This window comes from Pontibacter beigongshangensis, from assembly GCF_014332515.1.
In the GTDB taxonomy this organism is placed as follows: Bacteria; Bacteroidota; Bacteroidia; order Cytophagales; family Hymenobacteraceae; genus Pontibacter; species Pontibacter beigongshangensis.
The window spans coordinates 101425-121430 of record NZ_VFSD01000011.1 but is presented as its reverse complement, the minus strand read 5'-3'; the positions used below and the strand labels follow the sequence as shown (position 1 = coordinate 121430).

Genomic DNA, 20006 nt, shown 5'->3' with positions numbered 1-20006 from the left:
TGTAAAAAATTAACTGAAAAATCTGCCAAATAGTGTATTCAATTCTAATGAAATGGCTTCGGTTGATTTCTGTCATTTACTCAATCAAAATTCAAATCATCCAAACCGGCCTGTAATGTAATTTTGCGTGCGGGTGTCTTTGGGGCTGGTGAACAGCGTTTTTGTTTTGGCGAATTCTACCAGTTCTCCCATATAGAAGAAGGCGGTATGGTCGCTGATACGGCCGGCCTGTTGCATGTTGTGCGTTACAATCACGATGGTGTAATTCTTTTTCAGCTCATAAATCAGCTCCTCAATTTTGGCTGTGGAGATAGGGTCCAGGGCCGAAGTGGGCTCGTCCATGAGCAAGACCGAGGGTGAGATAGCCAGTGCGCGCGCAATGCAGAGGCGCTGCTGCTGCCCCCCCGACAGCGCCAGCGCCGATTTGTGGAGCTTGTCCTTCACCTCTTCCCAAAGGGTGGTTTGCCGCAGTGTATTCTCGGCCGTCTCCATCAGCAGTTCCTTGTCTTTGATGCCCTGAATCTTAAGCCCGTATACCACATTTTCGTAGATCGTTTTGGGGAACGGGTTTGGCTTCTGGAACACCATGCCCACCTGCTTGCGCAGCTCATCTACCCGCACTTCCTTTCTGTAGATGTCCTGCTCGTCGAGCAATATCTCGCCTTCCACCCTGAACCCGTCAATATAGTCGTTCATGCGGTTTAAGGTGCGCAGGAAGGTGGATTTGCCGCAGCCAGAAGGGCCGATAAAAGCCGTTACCTGGTTCTCTTCCATGGCAACACTAATATTTTTAAGGGCAAGGAAGTCGCCGTAGTAGGCGTTCAGGCCAATGGCCTCCAGCTTGTTCTTTTTATTCTTCATGGGCTCAGTTACCACTTTATACGCTTCTGCCACTTATGGCGAAGGTAAACAGCGATTCCGTTTAAGATAAAGGTAATTAACAGCAATACAATAATAGCCGCGGCGGCATTGGTGGCAAAGGCTGCCTGTGGCCTCGATATCCAGTTAAAGATCTGGATGGGCAGTACCGTGAACTCATCCATGGGGGAGGCGGGGGCGAAGGGCACATACGCCAGCGCACCGATCACGATAAGGGGAGCCGCCTCGCCCACTGCCCGCGACATAGCCAGGATCACGCCCGTCAGGATACCGCCAAACGAGGCGGGCAGCACCTGGTGCCACACCGTTTGCCACTTAGAGGCGCCCAGCGCAAAGGAGCCCTCGCGGATGCTGCGGGGCACGGCTTTTATAGCCTCGCGCGTGGTTACGATCACGATAGGCAGAATCAGGAGCGACAGCGTAAGGGCACCTGCCAGCAGGCTGCCACCCAGCGCCATCAGCCTTACAAAGATCTCGAGCCCCAGCAAACCATAGATAATGGAGGGTACGCCTGCCAGGTTGGCAATGTTTATTTCAAGGATAGTGGCCATGCGGCTCTTTTTAGCATATTCTTCCAGGTAAATACCAGCCGAAATGCCCAGTGGGAAGGCGATAACCGTTGTCAGGAGCAGGATCCAGAGGGTGCCGATCCAGGCAGTGTAGATGCCGGCCCGGTGCGCCCTGCGCGATGGCAGGTTGTTGAGGAACTCCCAGTTGATGCGGCCGAGGCCATCTATCAGGATATCGATGAGGAAAATGGCCAGCACCGCCAGCCCGATAAAGGTGCAGAAGACGCCAAAAACCTGGAAAGCCTTATCCTTGAGCCTGTTTCTGTCTGAGTTAGTCATATTTCTCCTGATATTTCTTTTTGATCCAGAAACTGATGTTGTTGAGGGCAAACGTAAAAACAAAAAGCGTGATGCCTACAGCAAAAATAGTCCGGTACTCCAGCGACCCGTGCGGCACATCGCCAAGGCTCACCTGCACAATGTAGGTGGTCATGGTCTCGATGGGCACGAGCGGGTTGAGGGTGAGGCGGGGCTGCTGCCCGGCCGCAATGGCTACCAGCATGGTCTCGCCCACAGCGCGGGAGATGGCCAGGATAATAGAAACCAGAATGCCAGACGAGGCGGCCGGCACCATCACGCCGAAGGCGGTCTGCAGGCGGGTGGAGCCCATGCCGTAGGCGGCCTCACGCAAAGACTTGGGCACGGCACTAATGGCATCCTCGCTGAGGGAAGAGATCATCGGTATAATCATGATCCCCATCACCATGCCTGCCGACAAGGCATTGAAGCCAGCCAGACCCGGAATAATCTGCTGCAGGAAGGGTGTTACGACCGTGAGGGCGAAAAAGCCATACACCACCGTAGGGATGGTGGCCAGAATTTCCAGCAAAGGTTTCACAACGGCCCGGAAGCTGGCATTGGCGTACTCGTTCAGGTAGATGGCGATGGTCAGCCCGATAGGGAGCGCTACGGCTATGGCAATGGCGGTGGTCAGAAAGGTGCCGGCTACCAGGGGGAGTATGCCAAATCGTTTCACGGCAAAGAGGGGCGTCCATTCGGTGTCGGTAAGGAACGACATAATCGACACTTCGGAGAAAAAGGCCACCGTTTCTGAAAGCAGCACCCAGATGATGCCTGCTGTTACCAGAATGGTAATGGCAGCCGACAACCAGAGCAGGCCTTCTATTATTTTTTCGGATGTTCTCACCAGGGTTTAGTTTTTTGGGTTGTTGATCGCTGATTGTGGGGTAGACGTATCTAAAGCATCCCTGCCATCCACAAGAGGCAAATTATGCTAATGAAAAAGCCCCTCCGGACACACTAACTGCTGCTGCTGCACCTGCCCGGCTGTTATTCTTTTTGAGATACTGATTTTCTGGCAATAAGATACTTTAGCCATTTGGTGCGGGTGTATTTCAGCAGTAGGAGCCACTTACTCCTGAGCCTACCTGCTGGCTGATGCCGCTATAAAAGCTGCCAGCTTCTCCTGCTCCTCCCTGTAATTTTCCGGCGGCATCGGAATGTAGCCCACTTCCTGGCTAAGTACTGGCACCTGCTCAAAATAGAACTGCAGAAAATCGACCACATGCTGCTTTCGTGCCGCTACGGAGTTTATATAAATAAAGAGTGGGCGGGAGAGGGGCGCATAGGTGCCGTCTTTTACGGTTTCTATAGTGGGCAGAATAGCTCCGGCTCCGTTGCTGTCGTCTTCGTCGTTTATAGGCACGGGCTTTAGTTTTGCCTTGTTTTCTTCGTAGTAAGCAAATCCGAAAAAGCCTAGTGCATAGGGGTCGGTAGACACGCCCTGCACGAGCACATTGTCGTCTTCGCTGGCGGTGTAGTCGCCGCGGCTGGAGTGGCTCTTGCCCACAATGGCCTCTGTAAAGTAGTCGTAGGTGCCAGACTCCACGCCGGCGCCGTAGAGGTGCAGTTCTTTATCGGGCCACTCTGGCCGTATCTGGTTCCAGCGGGTTATTTTGCCCTGCGCCTCCGGTTCCCAAATTTTTTTTAGCTCGGCAGCCGTCATTTCTTTTACCCAGTCGTTGCCGGGGTGCACCACCACGGTCAGCCCATCGTAGGCTACCGATAGCTGGAGATAGGTGATGCCGTTGGCCCTGGCATCGTTGGCCTCTGCTTCTTTTATGCTCCTGGAGGCGTTGGCGATGTCGATCTCGCCACGCGAAAATTTCTTGAAACCGCCACCTGAGCCCGACACGCCGATGCTGGTGCGCACGTTGGGGGCATGGTAGCGGTACTCTTCTGCCACCGCCTCCGTAATAGGGTACACCGTAGAGGAGCCATCTATAGAAATGCTGCCGGTAAGGCTAAAGTCGGCATCTTCGCTGTACTGAGGCCCGCAGCCACTCAAGAGTAAAACACTGATAAGGGTGAAGGCAAACAGCCTCACATGTCTAAGCCTGAAAGGTTCCATAAAGTAGCGGGTGAAATTCTGTAATTATTCTTTAAATAGAACATTAATGCCTGATGTCCGGAATTTACTACTCTGATACTGCAAGGGATGCCGAGTAGTTGTGCATAGACTAGCGGTTTGCCAGGAGATTTAGATCGATAGTGCCGGTTTTTAGGATACTAAATGCCCGCTTTATGGTCTGATGCACAACTTAGCCGCTTGAGAGTCTAAAGTTAAAGAGTATATATTATGAGCTGAACATTTTAATATCTTATTAGTGAATTAATTACTAAATCTTCAGATTCCCCGTCCACCAATTTAACTGTCAGACAATCAGCAATTAAATTATTCTAATCAAAATGCCCCCCCAGAGGCGCAGCTGCTCTGCCTTAGAAGTTGAACTGGGCCTGTAGTCTTAGCCTGCTGCCGAACTGCCTGTTAAAACCATTTCCTGACGCATCGCCGGGGCCATTGTAGAGGGTGCTGGCATTGGCCGTGGTTCTATCGCCGATGCTGTAGTCGGCCACCAGCTCGAAGTTGCGGAAAGGCTGCCACTCTGCGCCTATTTCTGTTTCGTAAACCTGGTGTGCAGTAGCGTCGCGCTCATGTTTTTTGCCACCCTGATAGTACTGTACTTTCACGAAGGGCAGCAGCAGTTGGTCGCCTACTTCTATTTTATAGATGGCCTGAGCATAACCACCTTTCAGCGGCTTAACCTGCACCGATCTGGTAGCAACATCGTACTCGGGGCCACGGCCAATGTTATATTCTGCCTGAAAGCCGAACGGCTGCGGATAAACTGCAATAGAGGCGGCCACACGTTGGTCTGTGTACTCTGGCAGAACTGTTACGCCGGAAGAAACCTGCTCGGGGGTAACTACATACTTGCCGGTATAGGCCTGGATGCCTGGCTCTATAAACTGGCCGCTTGGCAGTTTAAACGGATAGGTCATGCGGGCTACCATGTGCAGGCTGTTGTTGGCTTCCGGGCGGTTGGCCGTCTGGCCATTGTACACCCCGAAACCAAACATGCCATAATCGCCGGCACCTTTTAGCTCAGAGTTTGTCAGCTCCTTCAGGCGGGCCCGGATCTCGGGAGGAGTCCAGTAAAAGAATACGCCCAGGTCGCGCTCGTTGGCTATGGCGCTGTTCAGGGCATCGTTCCGGTCGAGCACAATGCGGTTGCTGCTCGATTGCATGTTTTCGTAACCATAAGGCACCTTGCTCTGGCCTATGCGCAGCCTGAATGCCTTTTGTTTATCGAGTGCCACATCAAAGTAGGCATCGCGGAGCTGCAGAAAGTTATGTTTGCCGGAACCCGGTGACGAAGCCAGGTCAGGCTGCACATAAAAATAAACGCGCTCATGCACATTGCCACTGAAAACGAGGCGGGCTCTTCTAAGAAATACACCTCCGCCTTCGCCTAATGATTTATCGCACTGGTCGCACTTGAGCAGGGGGTTGGTTTCGAGCAGGCGGTTGTACCGCACCTGGGCATAGCCCCGAACGCTAATGATCTCTGACCAGTTTCTTTTACCAGGTTTTTTCGCAGCCTTAGCTGCTATAACAACTGATTGGGCCGTGTCGGTTTGAGCAGCCGCCTCGGTTGTGGAACCTGCCACATATACCATGGCTAGCGCCAGGATAGTGCGTACTACCTTCTTTACATTCATGGTGGGTGAGATTTATTAATTTTTAATCTGTTTATCGCTGCTCCGGGGTCCAGCCGCAGCAGCGATAAACACCAAAGCCAGCTCAGTTAGTCAGACTGCCCTAGCTTTAGCACCACAAAGGTCCTGCTTCTATATTAGTTGTTTGTTATGCCAATGTTAAGTTAATGTTAAGCTTCAGCAGCAGGAGCCTTAGCGTAGCCTGCTGCCTGGCCCTTTATACTATATAAGAGTGGTAGCGAAGTGCTTGGCGTTGCAAGTTGCTGATAATAAGGTTTTTAACAATTGAGTAATATTAAGCGTGGCAAATTAACCATATGTTAATGTTGGGGTAAACATGGGGTAAACCATGGCATCTACTTTTGCAGCGAGACTAATCAAAAGTAGAAACATGAAATTCTTATTTACACTTCTCACCATTATTACTACTTCTTTTACCGCCTTCGCCCAGCAGGGCACATTGGCCGGAACCGTGACAGATAAGAACAGCGGAGAGCCAATTATCGGAGCGGTCGTTTTTATCAAAGGATCTTCTAAAGGAACTGCCACCGACCTGGATGGCAAATACGCCTTGCCCTTAGATGCGGGAGTTTACCAGATTTCCATAAAGTCTGTTTCTTACAGAGAGGCTGAACTGACGAATATAAAAGTAGCGCCCGGAAAAACGACCACCCTCCATGTGCAGATAGAGGAGGATGTTACCGAATTCCAGGCCGTAACCATTGTGGGTACCCGGCAAACCAACACCGAGATGGCGCTGATAGAGGATATGCGGCAGAGTGAGGTGGTGGTAAGCGGGGTATCGGGGGAGCAGATAGCAAAATCGCTGGACCGTGATGCCGCCGAAACAGTTAAACGCATACCCGGCGTAACGATCATGAACGATAAGTATATCGTGATCAGGGGCATGAACGAGCGTTACAACACCGTCATGCTGAACGATGTGCTTGCCCCAAGCACTGAGCCCGACGCCAAATCCTTCTCCTTCGATATACTGCCTACCAGCGTGATAGACCGTATCATGATCTATAAAAACGGATCGCCAGAGCTGCCTGGTGAGTTTGGCGGTGGTGTTATTAAAGTATACACCAAAAACATTGTGGTAGAGAACCGCACCAATTTCAGTCTTTCTACTTCTTATAGGGGAGGTACTACGCTGAGAGGTTTTAAAACCTACAACGGCAGCAGCACCGATTTCCTGGGCTTCGACAATGGCACTCGTCAGCTGCCGGAAGCTTTTCCGGATAGCAAAGTAGAAACTAATAATGCCGACGAGCTAGCCCAGCTTGGAAAGCAACTGCCCAACACCTGGGCCCCCGACAACACCACAGCCATGCCCGACATTCGTGCCTCACTGGATATGGCCCGGAAATTTGATATCGGAAACATTCGCTTTAGCAATATCTCAGCTATCTCTTACAGCAACACCCGCACGCACATTTCGCAGGCGCAGCGCACCCGGTATGAGTCGTATGACAAAGAGCTGGGCCGCAGCGAACCCGGGTTTGACTATAGAGATGATATTTCGGCACATAACATTCGCTTGTCGGCCATACACAACTGGTCGGCCCGCCTGAATAACTACAACAAGATCGAGTTCAGGAATATGTTTGTGCAACTTGGCCAGAGCGAGGTTTTGAACCGGGCTGGCATAGAGAAATTTAACCAACTGGACCAGCGGAACACATCGCTCCGCTACCTGAGCCGCACCATCTACCAGGGCAACGTGCAGGGTACTCATGACTCTAAAGATGATAAAACCACCTTTACCTGGACAGGCGGCTACACCTTTACCAACCGCGATGAACCGGATTTTAGAAGGGTGCGCACGCAGCGCCCCATGGGTACTAACGAACCTTTTAGCGTAGCTTTCAAAGCAACACCGAGCTTAGCCGATGCCGGTCGCTTCTACTCAGAGCTAAACGAAAGAACGCTGACCGCCAACAGCCAGTTGGAGCACCGCTTTAACCCGGTCGATTCTGCCTCAGAGAATGCCCCTAAGATCAGGGTTGGTTTTTATGCCGAGCGAAAAGACAGAGACTTCAGTGCCCGATTCTTCTCTTATAGTCCTGCTAATTCCTTGCAATTTGATCAGAATATTCCTCTGCAGCCATTAGACCAGGTTTTCGCTTCGCAGAACATAAATCCGGAAACGGGCTTGGTGATAAAAGAAGGCACTAACCCCAGCGATACCTACACGGCAGCCAACACCATGGTGGCCGGCTATATAGGAGGTGCAACTCCTGTAACAGACAAGCTGTCGGTGGCAGGTGGAGCGCGGGTGGAGTATAACCAGCAGGAACTCAGCACAGTCAAATTAGGCGGAGCAAAAGTAGACGTAAGAAACCCAATTCTGCGGGTGCTGCCGGCTGCCAACCTGACCTATGCCCTGAGCCCGCGTGCCATGCTTCGGGCCGGTGGCAGCATCAGCCTCAACAGACCGGAGTTCCGTGAGTTGGCACCTTTCACCTACTTCGACTTCAACAACCTGTTCGAGATATCCGGTAACCCCGATCTTAAAACGCCAACTATCTACAACGCCGACCTCCGCTACGAGTTTTACCCTAACCCAACAGAGGTGCTGTCGGTGGGAGTGTTCGGTAAGTATTTCCAGAACCCGATCGAGAACTACTTTGAAGTAACCAACATCGGCAACGCCATCACTTTCGGAAATGCCGACAATGCCACCAGCTACGGCATAGAGGCCGAAATCCGGAAGTCGCTGCTCGATTTGTCAGGCTCCAGGTTTATCCAGAACATGACGCTGGTGGTGAACGCTGCCCTGATCAGAAGCGACGTGAAACTGGGTGCGGGAGCAGTAGGCCAGTCGGAGAACAGACCTATGATGGGGCAGTCGCCATACGTGCTCAACACCGGGGTTTATTACGAGGATGCAGACAAGGGGCTACAGGTAAACCTGCTCTACAATGTAGTGGGCCGCCGGATATTTGTGGTAGGCTCCTATGCTAACCCTACGGTATACGAAATGCCGCGCCACCTCCTCGACCTGACCATAACCAAGAGCCTGGGCCGGAACTTTGAGCTGAAAGGCGGTTTCCAGGATCTGCTGAACCAGAGTGTGCACCTGATCCAGGATTCTGATGGCGATGGTAAGATAGGAGCTGTGGATGAGACAGTTCAGAAATACAAGCGCGGTACCTACAGTACGGTGGGCATCACCTACAAATTTTAGACAACACAACTAACTAAACTAACTAAACCAATTTTTAAAAATCAACTTATGAAAAAGCTATTTAATTTGCTTCTAGTAACATTTATGGCCGTTACCTTCTTCGCCTGCGACGACGACGAGAAAGAAGGGACTACCCCGAAAGGCCTGGAGTTTACAACAACGCAGCGAAGCGGCATGACCGTAGTGAGCGGTTCCTCAGAAGAGAACTTTACCATGCGCGCAAACCAGAAATATCTGCTGGAAGGCTTTGTGTACGTGAAGTCTGGTGCTACGCTTACCATAGAGCCCGGCACCGTAATCATGGGGGATAAAGCCAGTATGGGTACGTTGATTATTGAGCGTGGCGCAAAAATAATGGCCGAAGGTACCAGAGAGAAACCAATCGTATTTACCTCTGCGCAGCCTGCCGGCAGCCGAAATCCCGGCGACTGGGGAGGCCTGATTATACTGGGAGCAGCACCTACCAACCTGCCAAGCAACAATGCTAAAATAGAGGGTGGTGTAGACAGAGAATATGGTGGTACAGATGCAGCCGATAACTCAGGTGTTGTAAAGTTTGTGCGAATTGAGTTCCCAGGCATTGCCTTTCAGCCAGACAACGAGATTAATGGCCTGACTTTAGGAGGCGTGGGTACTGGTACTGTGATAGACTACGTGCAGGTGTCTTACTGCGGCGACGACTCGTTTGAAATGTTCGGCGGCACGGTAAACGCCAAACACCTGATCGCTTTTAAGACAGTAGACGATATGTTCGATACCGACAACGGTTACTCTGGCAAGCTGCAGTACCTGGTGGGTATTTCTGACCCAACGCTGGCCGATGCGTCCGGTTCCAACGGTTTTGAGTCTGACGGAGATGCGCAGGGTTCTGATGCCACGCCAAAAACATCTGCCATTTTCTCTAACGTAAGCCTTTTCGGACCAAAGGCCACGGCCTCTACTACGTTCAACACTAACTTCAGAAGAGGGCTGCACATTCGCCGCAACAGCAACATACAGCTGCACAACTCCCTGGTGGCCGGCTGGCCTACAGGCTTGCTGCTCGATGGCACTAAAACCCAGGCTAACGCCACTGCAGGTACCATGGCCATTAAAAACACGGTGATCTCAGGTTCTGCCAACGCACTTACAGTGGAGAGCGGCAGCACCTTTGATGTAGCTGGCTGGTTTAACGCAGCAGGCAACGGAAACAGCGTGGAAGCAGACAATGCGACTCTGAACATCAGCGGAGGATTTAACCAGACAAGCCGTCCTTCCTTTACAGGAAATAACCTGCAGGGTGGTGCCAGCTTCGATGGCCTCGACAGCTTCTTCGAGAGAGTAGAGTTCAGAGGGGCATTCGGTGCAGAAGACTGGACCGCTGGCTGGGCCAACTTCGACCCGAAAAATACGGCTTACTAAGTTGTATTTTGAAAAAGCGAAGGCTCAGAAAGCTATAGTAGCAGGAGCAGCAGCAGAAATAGCAGGCTCCGGAGGGCAGTTTTTATTTAAATAATTGATAGCTCCAGTTAGCTGCTGCTGCCGCCGGATAAGAATTTGATTGCAAATTTATGGGTGAGAAGTAATGCTGCAATCGTAGTAGAGTGGCTTAGTCTCCCACTCTGCGAGAAACCCGCCAAAAGGCGGGTTTCTTTTTTTAAGCGCTACTGCTAATCACCTAAGCGCAAATATGGTTTAGTATGATGGCAGGTTTTTGAATTGCGCAAACCACCATTTCGCAAGTTGAAAACTTGCCTCATTTTTCCCACTAGTTACGGCTGCGCCTAAACCAGCGGTATGGCAAGATGCATGCGTGTATTCAAACTGCTAGATATGTTATGCAATCCAATTATTTAAATGAAAATGCTCTCTGGAGGTGCTGCGCTCTGCTGGTGCTACTCCACACCGGATTGTTTGCTAAAAATCGTACACAGGCGCGCCACCATCACAGCCTCTGAGCAGAAGAAAGCCGACAACCACCAGCACGATCAGTACCAGACCACTCATTCCGCAGCCGCCACCGCAGCCTCTGCCACCGCCTCTTCTGCCGCCACCGCCAAAGAGCCTGGTCAGCAGGAAAAATTTCATTAAGCCTCTTAACATAGTCTGTTTTGTTAGTAAGTAAAGTGTTTTGTTCTGCAGCAGCAAGCGCCTGTAAAGCAGCTTCTTTTACTGTTTAGCAGAGAGTATGGAGTACGCAACAAAAAAAGGGAGCGTTGCCATTGTAAAAATTACAACAGAAACGCTCCCTTTCCCGCAGCGGCTGCCAGAGGAGGTGCCGTGTTAGCTGATGGGTACTTTCCGCAACACAGCTTCTATAAAGTCTTTGGTTTTAATGTTGTCGGCCTCGGCCTCGTAGTTGAGGATAATGCGGTGATTCATGACATCGTAGGCCACGTCTTTTATGTCTTCGGGCAGCACATAGTCGCGCTCGTCGAAATAGGCTACGGCCTTGGCGGCACGGTTCAGGGCAATGCTAGCCCGCGGCGAAACCCCGAACTGGATGTAATCGGCAAACTCGTTGAGGTCGTACTCGGCGGGGCGGCGGGTGGCAAACACCAGCTCTATAATGTATTTTTCCAGCGTCTCGGAGATCTGTACCTGGTTAATCTCGTTCCGGATGGCGAAGATGTCTTCTTTGGAGAGCACCTTGGCCACGGTATCGTTAAAAGACATGTTGGCCATGCGCCGCATAATTTCCAGTTCGTCGGCCTTTTTGGGGTAGTCGATGTACACCTTCATCATAAAGCGGTCTACCTGTGCCTCTGGCAGCGGGTAAGTTCCCTCATGCTCCACCGGGTTCTGCGTGGCCAACACCAGAAAAGGCAGATCGAGGCTGAAGGTGGTTTCTCCGATGGTTACCTGCTTTTCCTGCATTGCCTCCAGCAGCGCCGACTGCACCTTGGCCGGCGAGCGGTTTACTTCGTCGGCCAGAATAAGGTTGGCAAAGATCGGACCCTTTTTCACCTCAAACCGGGAGGCGTTCTGGTTGTAGATCATCGTGCCGATCAGGTCGGAGGGGAGCAGGTCGGGGGTGAACTGTATGCGCTGGAAATCGAGGCGGAGCACTTTGGAGAGGGAGTTGATGGTGAGCGTCTTGGCAAGGCCAGGCACACCCTCCAGCAGAATGTGCCCACCCGTAAACAGGCCTATCAGCAGCCGGTTCACCATATAAGACTGACCTACTACCACTTTTCCCATCTCACTAAATACCTGCTTTATCTTCTGCTGGTGGGCCTTCACCTTGTCCTGATATAGTGTTTCTTCTGCTGGCATGTTTGCTGCTGTATCCGGTAAAACTTTTAAAGATAAGGATATTCGGGCAGCTATACCAATACTTCTGCTGCAGGAGGGAGCGGCTGAGGCAAAAAAAATAGCGCCTTCCGGCGCTAAGCATATCAAAGAAACAACTGATGGGAAAAGGAGGGAAGTCCGGCAGGAGCAGACGGGTTTAAGCAGCTAGATCCTGATCTTTGCAGGGCGGCTGTTCCTGGGGCGTTAATTTGCTTACCCTTGCCTTTTTTGCCTGGCGCACCATCTCTATCAGCTTCTCGAGCTGCGACTCCTCCACATCCAGGGGCAGTACCATGGTGGCAGATGGCGACAGGATGTGTACACGGCGGTAGCGGGTCATCACGTAGAGCATCAGGAAGAAGCCGCTCATCAGGGCAAACGAATCGTTGACATACACCATCAGGGCTGCTGCAATACTCAGGCCCAGGTAAAGTGCCTTGCCTGTGGTTTTTATTTCCCAGTCCGATATGTCTTCCAGCATAATGGAGTTGCAGCCTCTCAGGTCCCAGGGGCTGCGAATCTGGATGACGCGATGGGTGGTAAGGGCCAGTTTCTTATCAACTGTCTGGATAAGATATTGCTCCCCGTCTATCAGCCTGGCAGACGCCATGCGTGACGGAGTGTTAAGTTTGTTGAATCTCTGAAATAGTGTAGGCGATAGTATCACAAAGTGTCGGTTTATTTACTCTTAAGATTCACTAAGTCATCAAAAGGTTGCAAGTAAAAAAAGAATCTCTTCTATTCTTTCGTCAGGTTCCTGCTGCCAAATTAATTGCAAATGTAAAGAGTAAAATTACTATTCGTTTCAAGATACAGGTTTTAATGTTTAACTCTATCGTATCTCTGGTATCAGATTTCCTGTATGGTAGCAAATACCAGCTTCAGAGGCACTTGAAAAATTTAGATAAAAGGTGTCTGAGGCCGCTAAGGTTCAGACACCTTTTATCCTTATACTTTAGCCCAACAGTTAAAGTTATGCTCTAAGTTAGGCTTATTTTTCAATAAATGAAGTAGAAAATATGGTTTTGCCTCATTTTATCTAAATGAAACACAAAATGCCGGGGCATCCGGGCAACACAATAAATGCCCTTTGCGCTATTAAGATCAGGCGGAGAGATACAGGTCGCCCTCATGCCCGTGGGCACGCTGGTTTTTAAACCGGGCAATGTCTGCCTGCATGGCAGTGTAGATCTCCATAATCTCTTCAGATTCTTCTGTAAGCGGTTTGATGTGCTCGGAAAGAAGCTTGGCTGCCAGCGGGTAAAACTTGGAGTCGTCGGTATTGGGGACCTTTACTTTAAAGCTGCTGACAGAGGCTTCCAGCTTTTTCAGGACCGGGAACTGGGCCTTGTACTCTTGAATAGTGTCACGAAGTTTCTCCCTTATCATGAGGTAGAGATCTTCTTCAAACGTCATCCCAAAGTCATCATCCTCTTCCTCGTCGTCGAAGCTAAAATTAGCATCCTCATCAAAGTCAAATTCGTCTTTCATAATCGGTCTTAAAGTTATTCAGGTTGATATTACGAGATTAAAGGTGGTTTGTGTCGAGGCTCTCTAAAAAAATGTTGAAAAGGCTGCCACGGCAATCAGGGCCCGGTAAATTAAACAATATGCATAAATAGGGCTCAGGCTTCAGAATTGCAATAGCTGCCGGCTTATTCGGTATAAGAAATTTATCTGTAAAAAACAGAAGGCAGCCACAAAGGGCCGCCGCCGGCGCAGTGGGGCTGCGCCGGCGGCGGGAGGCATGTTCAGGATCAGGAGAATTTGCGCTCGATGAGGTGCAGCAGCTTGCTTACGTGCTCCTGCTTTTTGCTCCAGTCGTATTTTTGGGCCAGCTCCTGTGTCACAAAGTGTTTTGCCTCTTCAGAATTCCCATACTCGTCCAGCTGTTTAATCGACTGGTAATAGGTCATGTTGTCGCCATCGAACAGCTCGTTTATAAAGCTGAAGCGCTGGTTAATGGAGATGGAGTTTTTCAGCGACTCTATTTTACGGTTGCTGTGCGAGTCGGCCAGCGAGGCCACTGCAGCGCCTTTGTAGAAGTTCTCGTTCAGGGTAGGGCGCTCTGCGGTTTTAAAGCGTTCGTTCAGGCTGCCCTGGCCCGTGGCAGGCCTGGGCGCGGCAGAGGCTTCGCGCTGGGCTGTGTGGATCGGGGCCACCACGTCTTTTTCCGTTTCGGGGGCTGCCGGGGTTGGCCGTGCCACCTCCGGGGCAGCGGGCACGGCAATGCGCAGCAGTTCCTGGTCGCTTATCGGCAGCAGGGCATTAAACTTATCTGTGATTTCCTGCAGCGGGGTGCGGTTGTTGGCGTTCGCATTTACGTACAGCCTGAACCGGCTCAGAATATAGTCGCGGTCGCGGTTGGAGGGCGAAAGCGTGTCTATAAATCCTGCAAAGAGCTGTTTTTCGAGGTCTATGTACTTGAGGTTGTCCTGCAGCTTGGGCAGCGTAATTTCTTCCTGTATGCGCAGAAACTTTTCTTCAAAAACAGTAGCAGGGGCAAGCACCATCAGAAACGTGTCGTAAACCGCCTTTTGCAGCAGCGGCTCAAAGGCGTTGCGCTTCATCAGGATCTTGCGAGAAACCACGTTCATGAAGTTGAGCAGCGCCTCCTTCACATCCTCATGCTCATAGTCGAAATAAGGGCTGCGGAGGTTGGCCATTTCGTGGTGCCATTTCATCAGGAGCTCCTTTATCACGAAAAGGTTAACTTGCTTAACAGGGGTAAAACCCAGCAGCTGAGGGCCGTTTACGGTGTCGTAAGACGCAAAATGGCGGTCGCAGAGCAGATTTGCCAGGTCTTTGCTGTAACGCTCTAGGTGTAATTGATTATATTTGTCTTCCATATTAGGTTTACGTTCTGCTGTAAACTGTAAAGATAGAAATAATATGCCAAAGTTGATCGTGCAGAACCTGGCCAACCGGCAGGTGGAGGTGGCCGGGGGGCAGACGGTATTTGAGGCCTTGCAGGCAGCGGGCATAGACTGGATGCATGCCTGCGGCGCCAAGGGCCGCTGCACCACCTGCCGCCTGGTTGTAACGGAAGGGCTGGAGCATTTTGGCGCCTTAACAGCAACCGAAACCCGCTACCGCGACAACGGAAGGCTGCAGCAAAATGAGCGCCTCCTGTGCCAGGCCACCCTGCATGGCAAGGCCTCCGGGCTGGTGCCGGAGCAGACCAAGCTGCCGCACCAGCAATACTCTTTTTGAGTTAGAAAGTTAGAAAGTTGAAGGCTGCAGACCTCACAGCGTCTTCAGGGCCTGTGCGTGTTTAAGGAGGCGAATGCGAGACTGGAGGGAAGAGGGCAGGTCAGGATCAGGGGAACAGCAACGGCTCCTGAGGGGCTATTTGATTGGAATAACTGCTGATTGTCCGTTGCTGAATTGTTAAATGGCTGCATGGTTGATGTGGAGATGAATAACCGGGAAAAGCTTTTAAAAAATCATCCACTCTTCATGCATACATCTTAAAGAAGGTTCTGCATCTTGTGTCCGTTTCCAATAGCAGCAATGGCTCCGGAGGGGCAAATTCATTCAAATAATTAAGCAACATGAGCAGCTGCAAAGGCCTCGCAGCATGCGTAGCTCCTGCGAGTGTCTGGAGAGCAGCAGCAGCTAAAAGCAGCTTTAGAGGGCCATTTTTATTAGAAAAATTCAGAAGGGCCAAACTATTCAACCAGAGCGGCAGCTCATTATTATGTTACTCTAGAATCTAAAGTCTAGCATCTAAAATTTATTGATAAATGTTTATAGAACCGCGCGTTGGCAACGGAAGCCACGCACACAGGAGGGGGTGGATAGAGGTGATCTGCGGGTCCATGTTTTCCGGGAAAACCGAAGAACTGATCCGCCGCCTGAACAGGGCCACGATTGCCAGGCAGAAGGTGGAGATTTTTAAGCCGACCATAGACAAGCGTTACCACGAGGTGGATGTGGTCTCGCACAACGCCAACGCCATTCGCTCCACCCCGATAGATTTTGCGCAGGATATGTTGCTGCTGGGCGGCAGCTGCGATGTGGTGGGCATAGACGAAGCGCAGTTCTTCGACAGTGGCCTGGCAGAGGCATGTGTAAAGCTGGCTAACAGCGGCGTGCGCGTTATAGCAGCCGGCCTCGACATGGATTACCAGGGCAAGCCTTTTGGCCCCATGCCAGACCTGATGGCGGTGGCGGAGTATGTTACCAAGGTGCATGCCATCTGTGTGCAGTGCGGCGATATTGCCAACTACTCTTTCCGGAATGCCGTGTCTGAAAATCAGGTGCTGCTCGGCGAAACCGAATCGTATGAGGCCCGCTGCCGGCATTGCTTTCTGGAGGGCCGCAAAGCCAGGCGATAAGCAGGGCCGACACTTGGGGGCAGCAGAAGCAGTAGCAGCTTGTGCAAGGCATAATATTCTTCGTAATTTTCTGTTACTTATGCATATAAGGCTAACCGTCTCTGCTGCTGATGTGGCAAGATGGCGCCGGAAGGCCAGACAGAGAAGCAGCGGCCTGGCCTAGGAAAGGCGTGCAGCCATTAACCATCAGAAGTACCTGGTACAACACATGAAGATACTGTTACCGAACATGAAAGTGAGACCTTTACAAGAGCAGGCGCTCTATACAGTCTTTTTATTCGTAGTGCTTTGGCTGTTGAGTGGAAGTAGCACCGTGCATGGGCAGAGCCGGGTAGCCATAGGAGGGTGGCAGCTGCACGTGCCTTACCAGCAGGGCCGGGCCGTGGCCCAAACACCAGACAAGGTATACTGCGCCACCGAGCGAGGCCTCTTTTTCTACGACAAAGAGTTTAATGCCGTCCAGACCCTAACCAAGGTCGATGGGCTACGGGAGCAGCGCATCAGCGCGCTTCGCTACGACCCAGGCACGGAGACCCTGGTAATCGCCTACAACAACACCAACATCGACCTGTTGCGCGGCAACCGGATCATCAACATCAACGACATCTTCCGGAAAACAATTACAGGCGAGAAAGAAATCTACCAGATTTTTATTCATAACAAGATGGCCTACCTCTCCTGCAGTTTTGGGGTAGTGGTGCTGGACCTGGTACGGCTGGAGATCAGGGATACCTACAGCAACCTGGGGCCATCGGGCGAAATGCTGCGGGTAAACTCCACTGCTGTGCTCAGAGACAGCATCTTTGTAGCGTCGAATATGGGCGTGCTGGCCGCAAAACTAACCGGCACCAACCTGCAGGACTTTAACAACTGGAAGAGCCAAAGCACAGGTCTGCCTTTTCAGGAGGCGGCCGTAACCTTGGCGGTCTTTAATGAGAAGGTGGTGACCGGCACAAGGCACCATGGCTTGTTCCGCTGGCATACTGGTAGCTGGCAGCATCTGCCTGCGCCCGCCTTTCCTCATTTAGGCAGCCTGAGAGCCGAAGGGGAGTACCTGATCGTTTCTGCCGGCGATGGCCTGCTTCTCCTGGACAAGGCCTGGCAGCCGACTGTGCTGAAGGGCCCCCTGATGCGCAATACCTATGAGGCATTGGTGAGCGGAGATAACACCCTGTGGGTAGCAGATGGTTCTAGTGGTCTTGTAAGAGCCTCTCTGGCAGGCACCGGTGCCGTTGCTTTTGCACCAAACGGGCCTTACTCCGGCAACAGTTTTAAGATGTATGTCGGCAATGGGGCCGTGTATGGCCTGAGCGGCGGCTATACCGAATCGTATGTGCAGCGGGAGCTCTATGAGGGCTTTTTTGAATACCGCCAGGGCGAGTGGCAGAATTATAACAGCTTTCTCTATCCTGATACGGCTGTTTATCCAGGAGGGAAAGACCTGGTAAGTGCCGTGTATAATCCGGTTACAGATAAGATGTACTTCGGCAGCTTTGGTAATGGCTTGCTGGAGTGGAACGGCTTGGGTAAGTCCAAACTCTACAACGGCCACAACAGCACCCTCGTCAGCGCCAACGACAACAGCAATGTAATAGACAAAACCCTGTATGTGCGTGTTACAGATCTGGCCGTGGACCGGGAGGGAGTGGTCTGGATGACCAACCGCAACCACCAGACGGGCCAGCCCAGCCTGCATGCCCTGTACCCCGATGGCCGCTGGGAAGCTTTTAACATGCCGGGCGTTCCGGACGCCTCCAGGTTCGACCAACTGCTGCTCGACGACTATGGCAATAAGTGGCTCTCCATAAGCAGGCGCGTGTCGGCTCAAACCGGGCTCTATGTGTTTAACAGCGAAACGAAGGAGCGGAGGCTGGTTTCTAAAGGAGCAGGAGCTGGAGGCTTGCCGGATGGCTATATCTATGCTATGGCAAAAGACATGGATGGGGCCATTTGGATAGGCACAGCAGCCGGCGTAGCAGTATTTTACAACACCGACCCCCGCACCATCTTCTCCAACCAGACCTTCGATGCCTATATCCCGATCTTTGAAAGAAGGCCGCTTTTAGACGGGCAAACCGTTCGGGCCATTGCCGTGGACGGTGCTAACCGCAAATGGATGGGAACCGATAATGGCCTCTGGCTTTTCAGCCCCGACGGCGAAGAACTGATCCATCATTTCACAACTCAAAACAGCCCATTGCCTTCCGACAAAGTGTTGTCGGTGGCGGTGGAGCACAGCTCAGGCGAAGTGTTTGTGGCTACCGATGCCGGTATTGCCTCCTACAGGGCAGGAGCCACCATTACAGAGGGAAATCCCGACTGCGCCACCGTTTTCCCGAACCCGGTGGAGCGCCACTACAGCGGCATGATTGGCATTTCGGGGCTTCCGAACAATGCCAGTGTGCGGATAACCGATGTGGCAGGAGTGCTCGTGCACAAAACGCAGGCCACCGGCGGTACCGTGACCTGGGATGCGCGTGGCTACAATGGCAAGCGTGTAAAACCGGGTGTGTACCTGGTTATGAGCTCCGACCGGGATGGTACCCAGGCCTGTGTAAGTAAAATAGCCGTACTGGAATAGATGCTGGTAAAAACTAGAGGCATTGTCCTGAATTATATCCGGTTCCGGGAAACCTCCATTATCGCCAAAGTATACACGGAGCAACTGGGGGTGCAGTCCTATATCGTGAACAGTGTGCGCAAAAAAGGCAGCGGCTCCCGCATTGCCCTTTTTCAACCCTTCACGCTGCTCGAAATGGTGGTGTACACCTCGCAGCGAGGAGGTATTACACGTATTTCGGAATACAGGTCCGCTCACCCCTTCAGCACCATTCCTTTCGACATCAGGAAGAGCAGCATTCTCCTGTTTCTTTCAGAAATGGTGTCGCGCACGGTAAAGGAAGAGGAGGAGAACCCATCGCTGTTTGCCTTTCTTTACGAGGCCATTATTCACTTCGATGAGCTGGAGACGGGCTTCGAGAATTTCCATCTGGAGTTTCTGCTGCAGCTGAGCCACCATTTAGGCTTTGGCCCCAGTTCCGGCGCTGAGATTATAGAGCAGGTGGCTTTTTCGTCGCGTGCGGTCGGAGCTGCCACGGTTCCACCCGTGCTGGCCCTACAGGCCTACGAGGTCTATTTCGATCAGCTGCTACGATCACCGGACCAGGCAAGTATCCCGAACGGTAAGGTAAGGCGGGAGCTGCTGTCGGTGCTTATCGGGTATTATCAGCTGCATGTGGAGAAACTGGGAGACATAAAGTCGCTGGCGGTGCTCTCGGAGGTGCTGTCGGAGTAGAGACTGCTGCTATCAAATTATTTCAACCCCCTCACTTCGACCGGTTTGGCTTATGAGGACAAACAAAGAGGCGGCAGCAGGAGCAGCAGAGCCTCCGGAGGGTGGTTTTGATTAGAATAATTGACTGACGTAAAGCACTTTGGCAGAGACTCCCATGATTTCTGCCACCAGACTATTGAGGCACGTACACTGCAAATAGTGAGAAGTAGCAGCAAAGACCTCACAGCGTGCGCAGCTCCAGTAACAGATCTTGTAGGCAAAATCAGTCGCTGGAGCTGCGCACGCTGCGAGGCTTGTATAGAAATTATTTGAATGAAAAAGGCCCTCCGGAGGCTCTGCTGCTCCTGCTGCATAATACCTGGTATGAAGAAAACAGCGCGTTTGTTTCACCGCTAATAGTGTTGCCCTTTTGTATTTACCTGGATTTAGACAGCAGA

Annotated in this window: 16 protein-coding genes; 7 read left to right on the top strand and 9 right to left on the bottom strand. The window is 51.7% G+C overall.

Annotated elements, in window-relative coordinates:
• Window positions 1-96: 96 nt before the first annotated feature.
• From pstB to FJM74_RS10755, 5 genes are all read right to left on the bottom strand, one after another.
• Entirely contained in the window at window positions 97-861 is a 765-nt protein-coding gene (pstB, locus tag FJM74_RS10775; protein WP_187262605.1) for a phosphate ABC transporter ATP-binding protein PstB, read from the bottom strand.
• Window positions 862-869: 8 nt separating this feature from the next.
• Entirely contained in the window at window positions 870-1727 is an 858-nt protein-coding gene (gene pstA / locus FJM74_RS10770; protein WP_187262604.1) for a phosphate ABC transporter permease PstA, read from the bottom strand.
• The gene (pstC, locus tag FJM74_RS10765) at window positions 1720-2595 is read right to left on the bottom strand and encodes a phosphate ABC transporter permease subunit PstC (protein WP_187262603.1); all 876 of its coding nucleotides are present in this window, start codon (window positions 2593-2595) and stop codon (window positions 1720-1722) included. The genes pstA and pstC overlap by 8 nt, the downstream gene beginning before the upstream one ends.
• A 237-nt stretch (window positions 2596-2832) precedes the next feature.
• Complete coding sequence (locus FJM74_RS10760; protein ID WP_187262602.1) at window positions 2833-3819, bottom strand: PstS family phosphate ABC transporter substrate-binding protein; 987 nt, start codon at window positions 3817-3819, stop codon at window positions 2833-2835.
• A gap of 368 nt (window positions 3820-4187) precedes the next feature.
• Window positions 4188-5471 carry a porin gene (locus FJM74_RS10755; RefSeq protein ID WP_187262601.1) on the bottom strand — a complete coding sequence of 428 codons (1284 nt, stop codon included), beginning with the start codon at window positions 5469-5471 and terminating at the stop codon, window positions 4188-4190.
• 388 nt (window positions 5472-5859) lie between these two features.
• Between FJM74_RS10755 and FJM74_RS10750 the strand changes: the two genes are divergently transcribed.
• From FJM74_RS10750 to FJM74_RS10740, 3 genes are all read left to right on the top strand, one after another.
• The gene (locus FJM74_RS10750) at window positions 5860-8661 is read left to right on the top strand and encodes a TonB-dependent receptor (RefSeq protein WP_187262600.1); all 2802 of its coding nucleotides are present in this window, start codon (window positions 5860-5862) and stop codon (window positions 8659-8661) included.
• Between the two features lie 48 nt (window positions 8662-8709).
• Window positions 8710-10062 carry a T9SS C-terminal target domain-containing protein gene (locus FJM74_RS10745; RefSeq protein WP_187262599.1) on the top strand — a complete coding sequence of 451 codons (1353 nt, stop codon included), beginning with the start codon at window positions 8710-8712 and terminating at the stop codon, window positions 10060-10062.
• A gap of 435 nt (window positions 10063-10497) precedes the next feature.
• The gene (locus tag FJM74_RS10740; protein WP_187262598.1) at window positions 10498-10731 is read left to right on the top strand and encodes a hypothetical protein; all 234 of its coding nucleotides are present in this window, start codon (window positions 10498-10500) and stop codon (window positions 10729-10731) included.
• Window positions 10732-10923: 192 nt separating this feature from the next.
• Here the strand turns inward: FJM74_RS10740 and FJM74_RS10735 are convergent, their stop codons facing one another.
• The 4 genes from FJM74_RS10735 to FJM74_RS10720 form a co-directional block, all read right to left on the bottom strand.
• Window positions 10924-11916 carry an AAA family ATPase gene (locus tag FJM74_RS10735; protein WP_187262597.1) on the bottom strand — a complete coding sequence of 331 codons (993 nt, stop codon included), beginning with the start codon at window positions 11914-11916 and terminating at the stop codon, window positions 10924-10926.
• Window positions 11917-12091: 175 nt separating this feature from the next.
• Window positions 12092-12544 carry a hypothetical protein gene (locus tag FJM74_RS10730; protein WP_187262596.1) on the bottom strand — a complete coding sequence of 151 codons (453 nt, stop codon included), beginning with the start codon at window positions 12542-12544 and terminating at the stop codon, window positions 12092-12094.
• Window positions 12545-13038: 494 nt separating this feature from the next.
• Complete coding sequence (locus FJM74_RS10725; RefSeq protein WP_187262595.1) at window positions 13039-13425, bottom strand: hypothetical protein; 387 nt, start codon at window positions 13423-13425, stop codon at window positions 13039-13041.
• A 266-nt stretch (window positions 13426-13691) separates the two neighbouring features.
• Window positions 13692-14783: a hypothetical protein gene (locus tag FJM74_RS10720; RefSeq protein WP_187262594.1), complete on the bottom strand. Its 1092-nt coding sequence runs from the start codon at window positions 14781-14783 to the stop codon at window positions 13692-13694.
• Between the two features lie 43 nt (window positions 14784-14826).
• Here FJM74_RS10720 and FJM74_RS10715 point away from each other — a divergent pair, with 43 nt between their 5' ends.
• The 4 genes from FJM74_RS10715 (at window position 14827) to recO (ending at window position 19569) form a co-directional block, all read left to right on the top strand.
• On the top strand, window positions 14827-15147 hold the full coding sequence (locus tag FJM74_RS10715; RefSeq protein ID WP_187262593.1) for a 2Fe-2S iron-sulfur cluster-binding protein: 321 nt from the start codon (window positions 14827-14829) through the stop codon (window positions 15145-15147).
• 533 nt (window positions 15148-15680) lie between these two features.
• A complete protein-coding gene (locus tag FJM74_RS10710; RefSeq protein WP_187262592.1) occupies window positions 15681-16274 on the top strand; it encodes a thymidine kinase in 594 nt (197 codons plus the stop codon).
• A 208-nt stretch (window positions 16275-16482) separates the two neighbouring features.
• The gene (porZ, locus tag FJM74_RS10705; protein ID WP_187262591.1) at window positions 16483-18855 is read left to right on the top strand and encodes a type IX secretion system anionic LPS delivery protein PorZ; all 2373 of its coding nucleotides are present in this window, start codon (window positions 16483-16485) and stop codon (window positions 18853-18855) included.
• A complete protein-coding gene (gene recO / locus FJM74_RS10700) occupies window positions 18856-19569 on the top strand; it encodes a DNA repair protein RecO (protein ID WP_187262590.1) in 714 nt (237 codons plus the stop codon). It abuts the gene before it with no gap.
• The last annotated feature ends 437 nt before the right edge of the window (window positions 19570-20006 follow it).

Bases quoted from the DNA above. Each gene is read 5' to 3' on its own strand.
- pstB (WP_187262605.1), bottom strand. From the start codon at position 861: ATGAAGAATAAAAAGAACAAGCTGGAGGCCATTGGCCTGAACGCCTAC.
- pstA (WP_187262604.1), bottom strand. From the start codon at position 1,727: ATGACTAACTCAGACAGAAACAGGCTCAAGGATAAGGCTTTCCAGGTT.
- FJM74_RS10760 (WP_187262602.1), bottom strand. From the start codon at position 3,819: ATGGAACCTTTCAGGCTTAGACATGTGAGGCTGTTTGCCTTCACCCTT.
- FJM74_RS10755 (WP_187262601.1), bottom strand. From the start codon at position 5,471: ATGAATGTAAAGAAGGTAGTACGCACTATCCTGGCGCTAGCCATGGTA.
- FJM74_RS10750 (WP_187262600.1), top strand. From the start codon at position 5,860: ATGAAATTCTTATTTACACTTCTCACCATTATTACTACTTCTTTTACC.
- FJM74_RS10745 (WP_187262599.1), top strand. From the start codon at position 8,710: ATGAAAAAGCTATTTAATTTGCTTCTAGTAACATTTATGGCCGTTACC.
- FJM74_RS10740 (WP_187262598.1), top strand. From the start codon at position 10,498: ATGAAAATGCTCTCTGGAGGTGCTGCGCTCTGCTGGTGCTACTCCACA.
- FJM74_RS10735 (WP_187262597.1), bottom strand. From the start codon at position 11,916: ATGCCAGCAGAAGAAACACTATATCAGGACAAGGTGAAGGCCCACCAG.
- FJM74_RS10730 (WP_187262596.1), bottom strand. From the start codon at position 12,544: ATGGCGTCTGCCAGGCTGATAGACGGGGAGCAATATCTTATCCAGACA.
- FJM74_RS10725 (WP_187262595.1), bottom strand. From the start codon at position 13,425: ATGAAAGACGAATTTGACTTTGATGAGGATGCTAATTTTAGCTTCGAC.
- FJM74_RS10720 (WP_187262594.1), bottom strand. From the start codon at position 14,783: ATGGAAGACAAATATAATCAATTACACCTAGAGCGTTACAGCAAAGAC.
- FJM74_RS10715 (WP_187262593.1), top strand. From the start codon at position 14,827: ATGCCAAAGTTGATCGTGCAGAACCTGGCCAACCGGCAGGTGGAGGTG.
- FJM74_RS10710 (WP_187262592.1), top strand. From the start codon at position 15,681: ATGTTTATAGAACCGCGCGTTGGCAACGGAAGCCACGCACACAGGAGG.
- porZ (WP_187262591.1), top strand. From the start codon at position 16,483: ATGAAGATACTGTTACCGAACATGAAAGTGAGACCTTTACAAGAGCAG.
- recO (WP_187262590.1), top strand. From the start codon at position 18,856: ATGCTGGTAAAAACTAGAGGCATTGTCCTGAATTATATCCGGTTCCGG.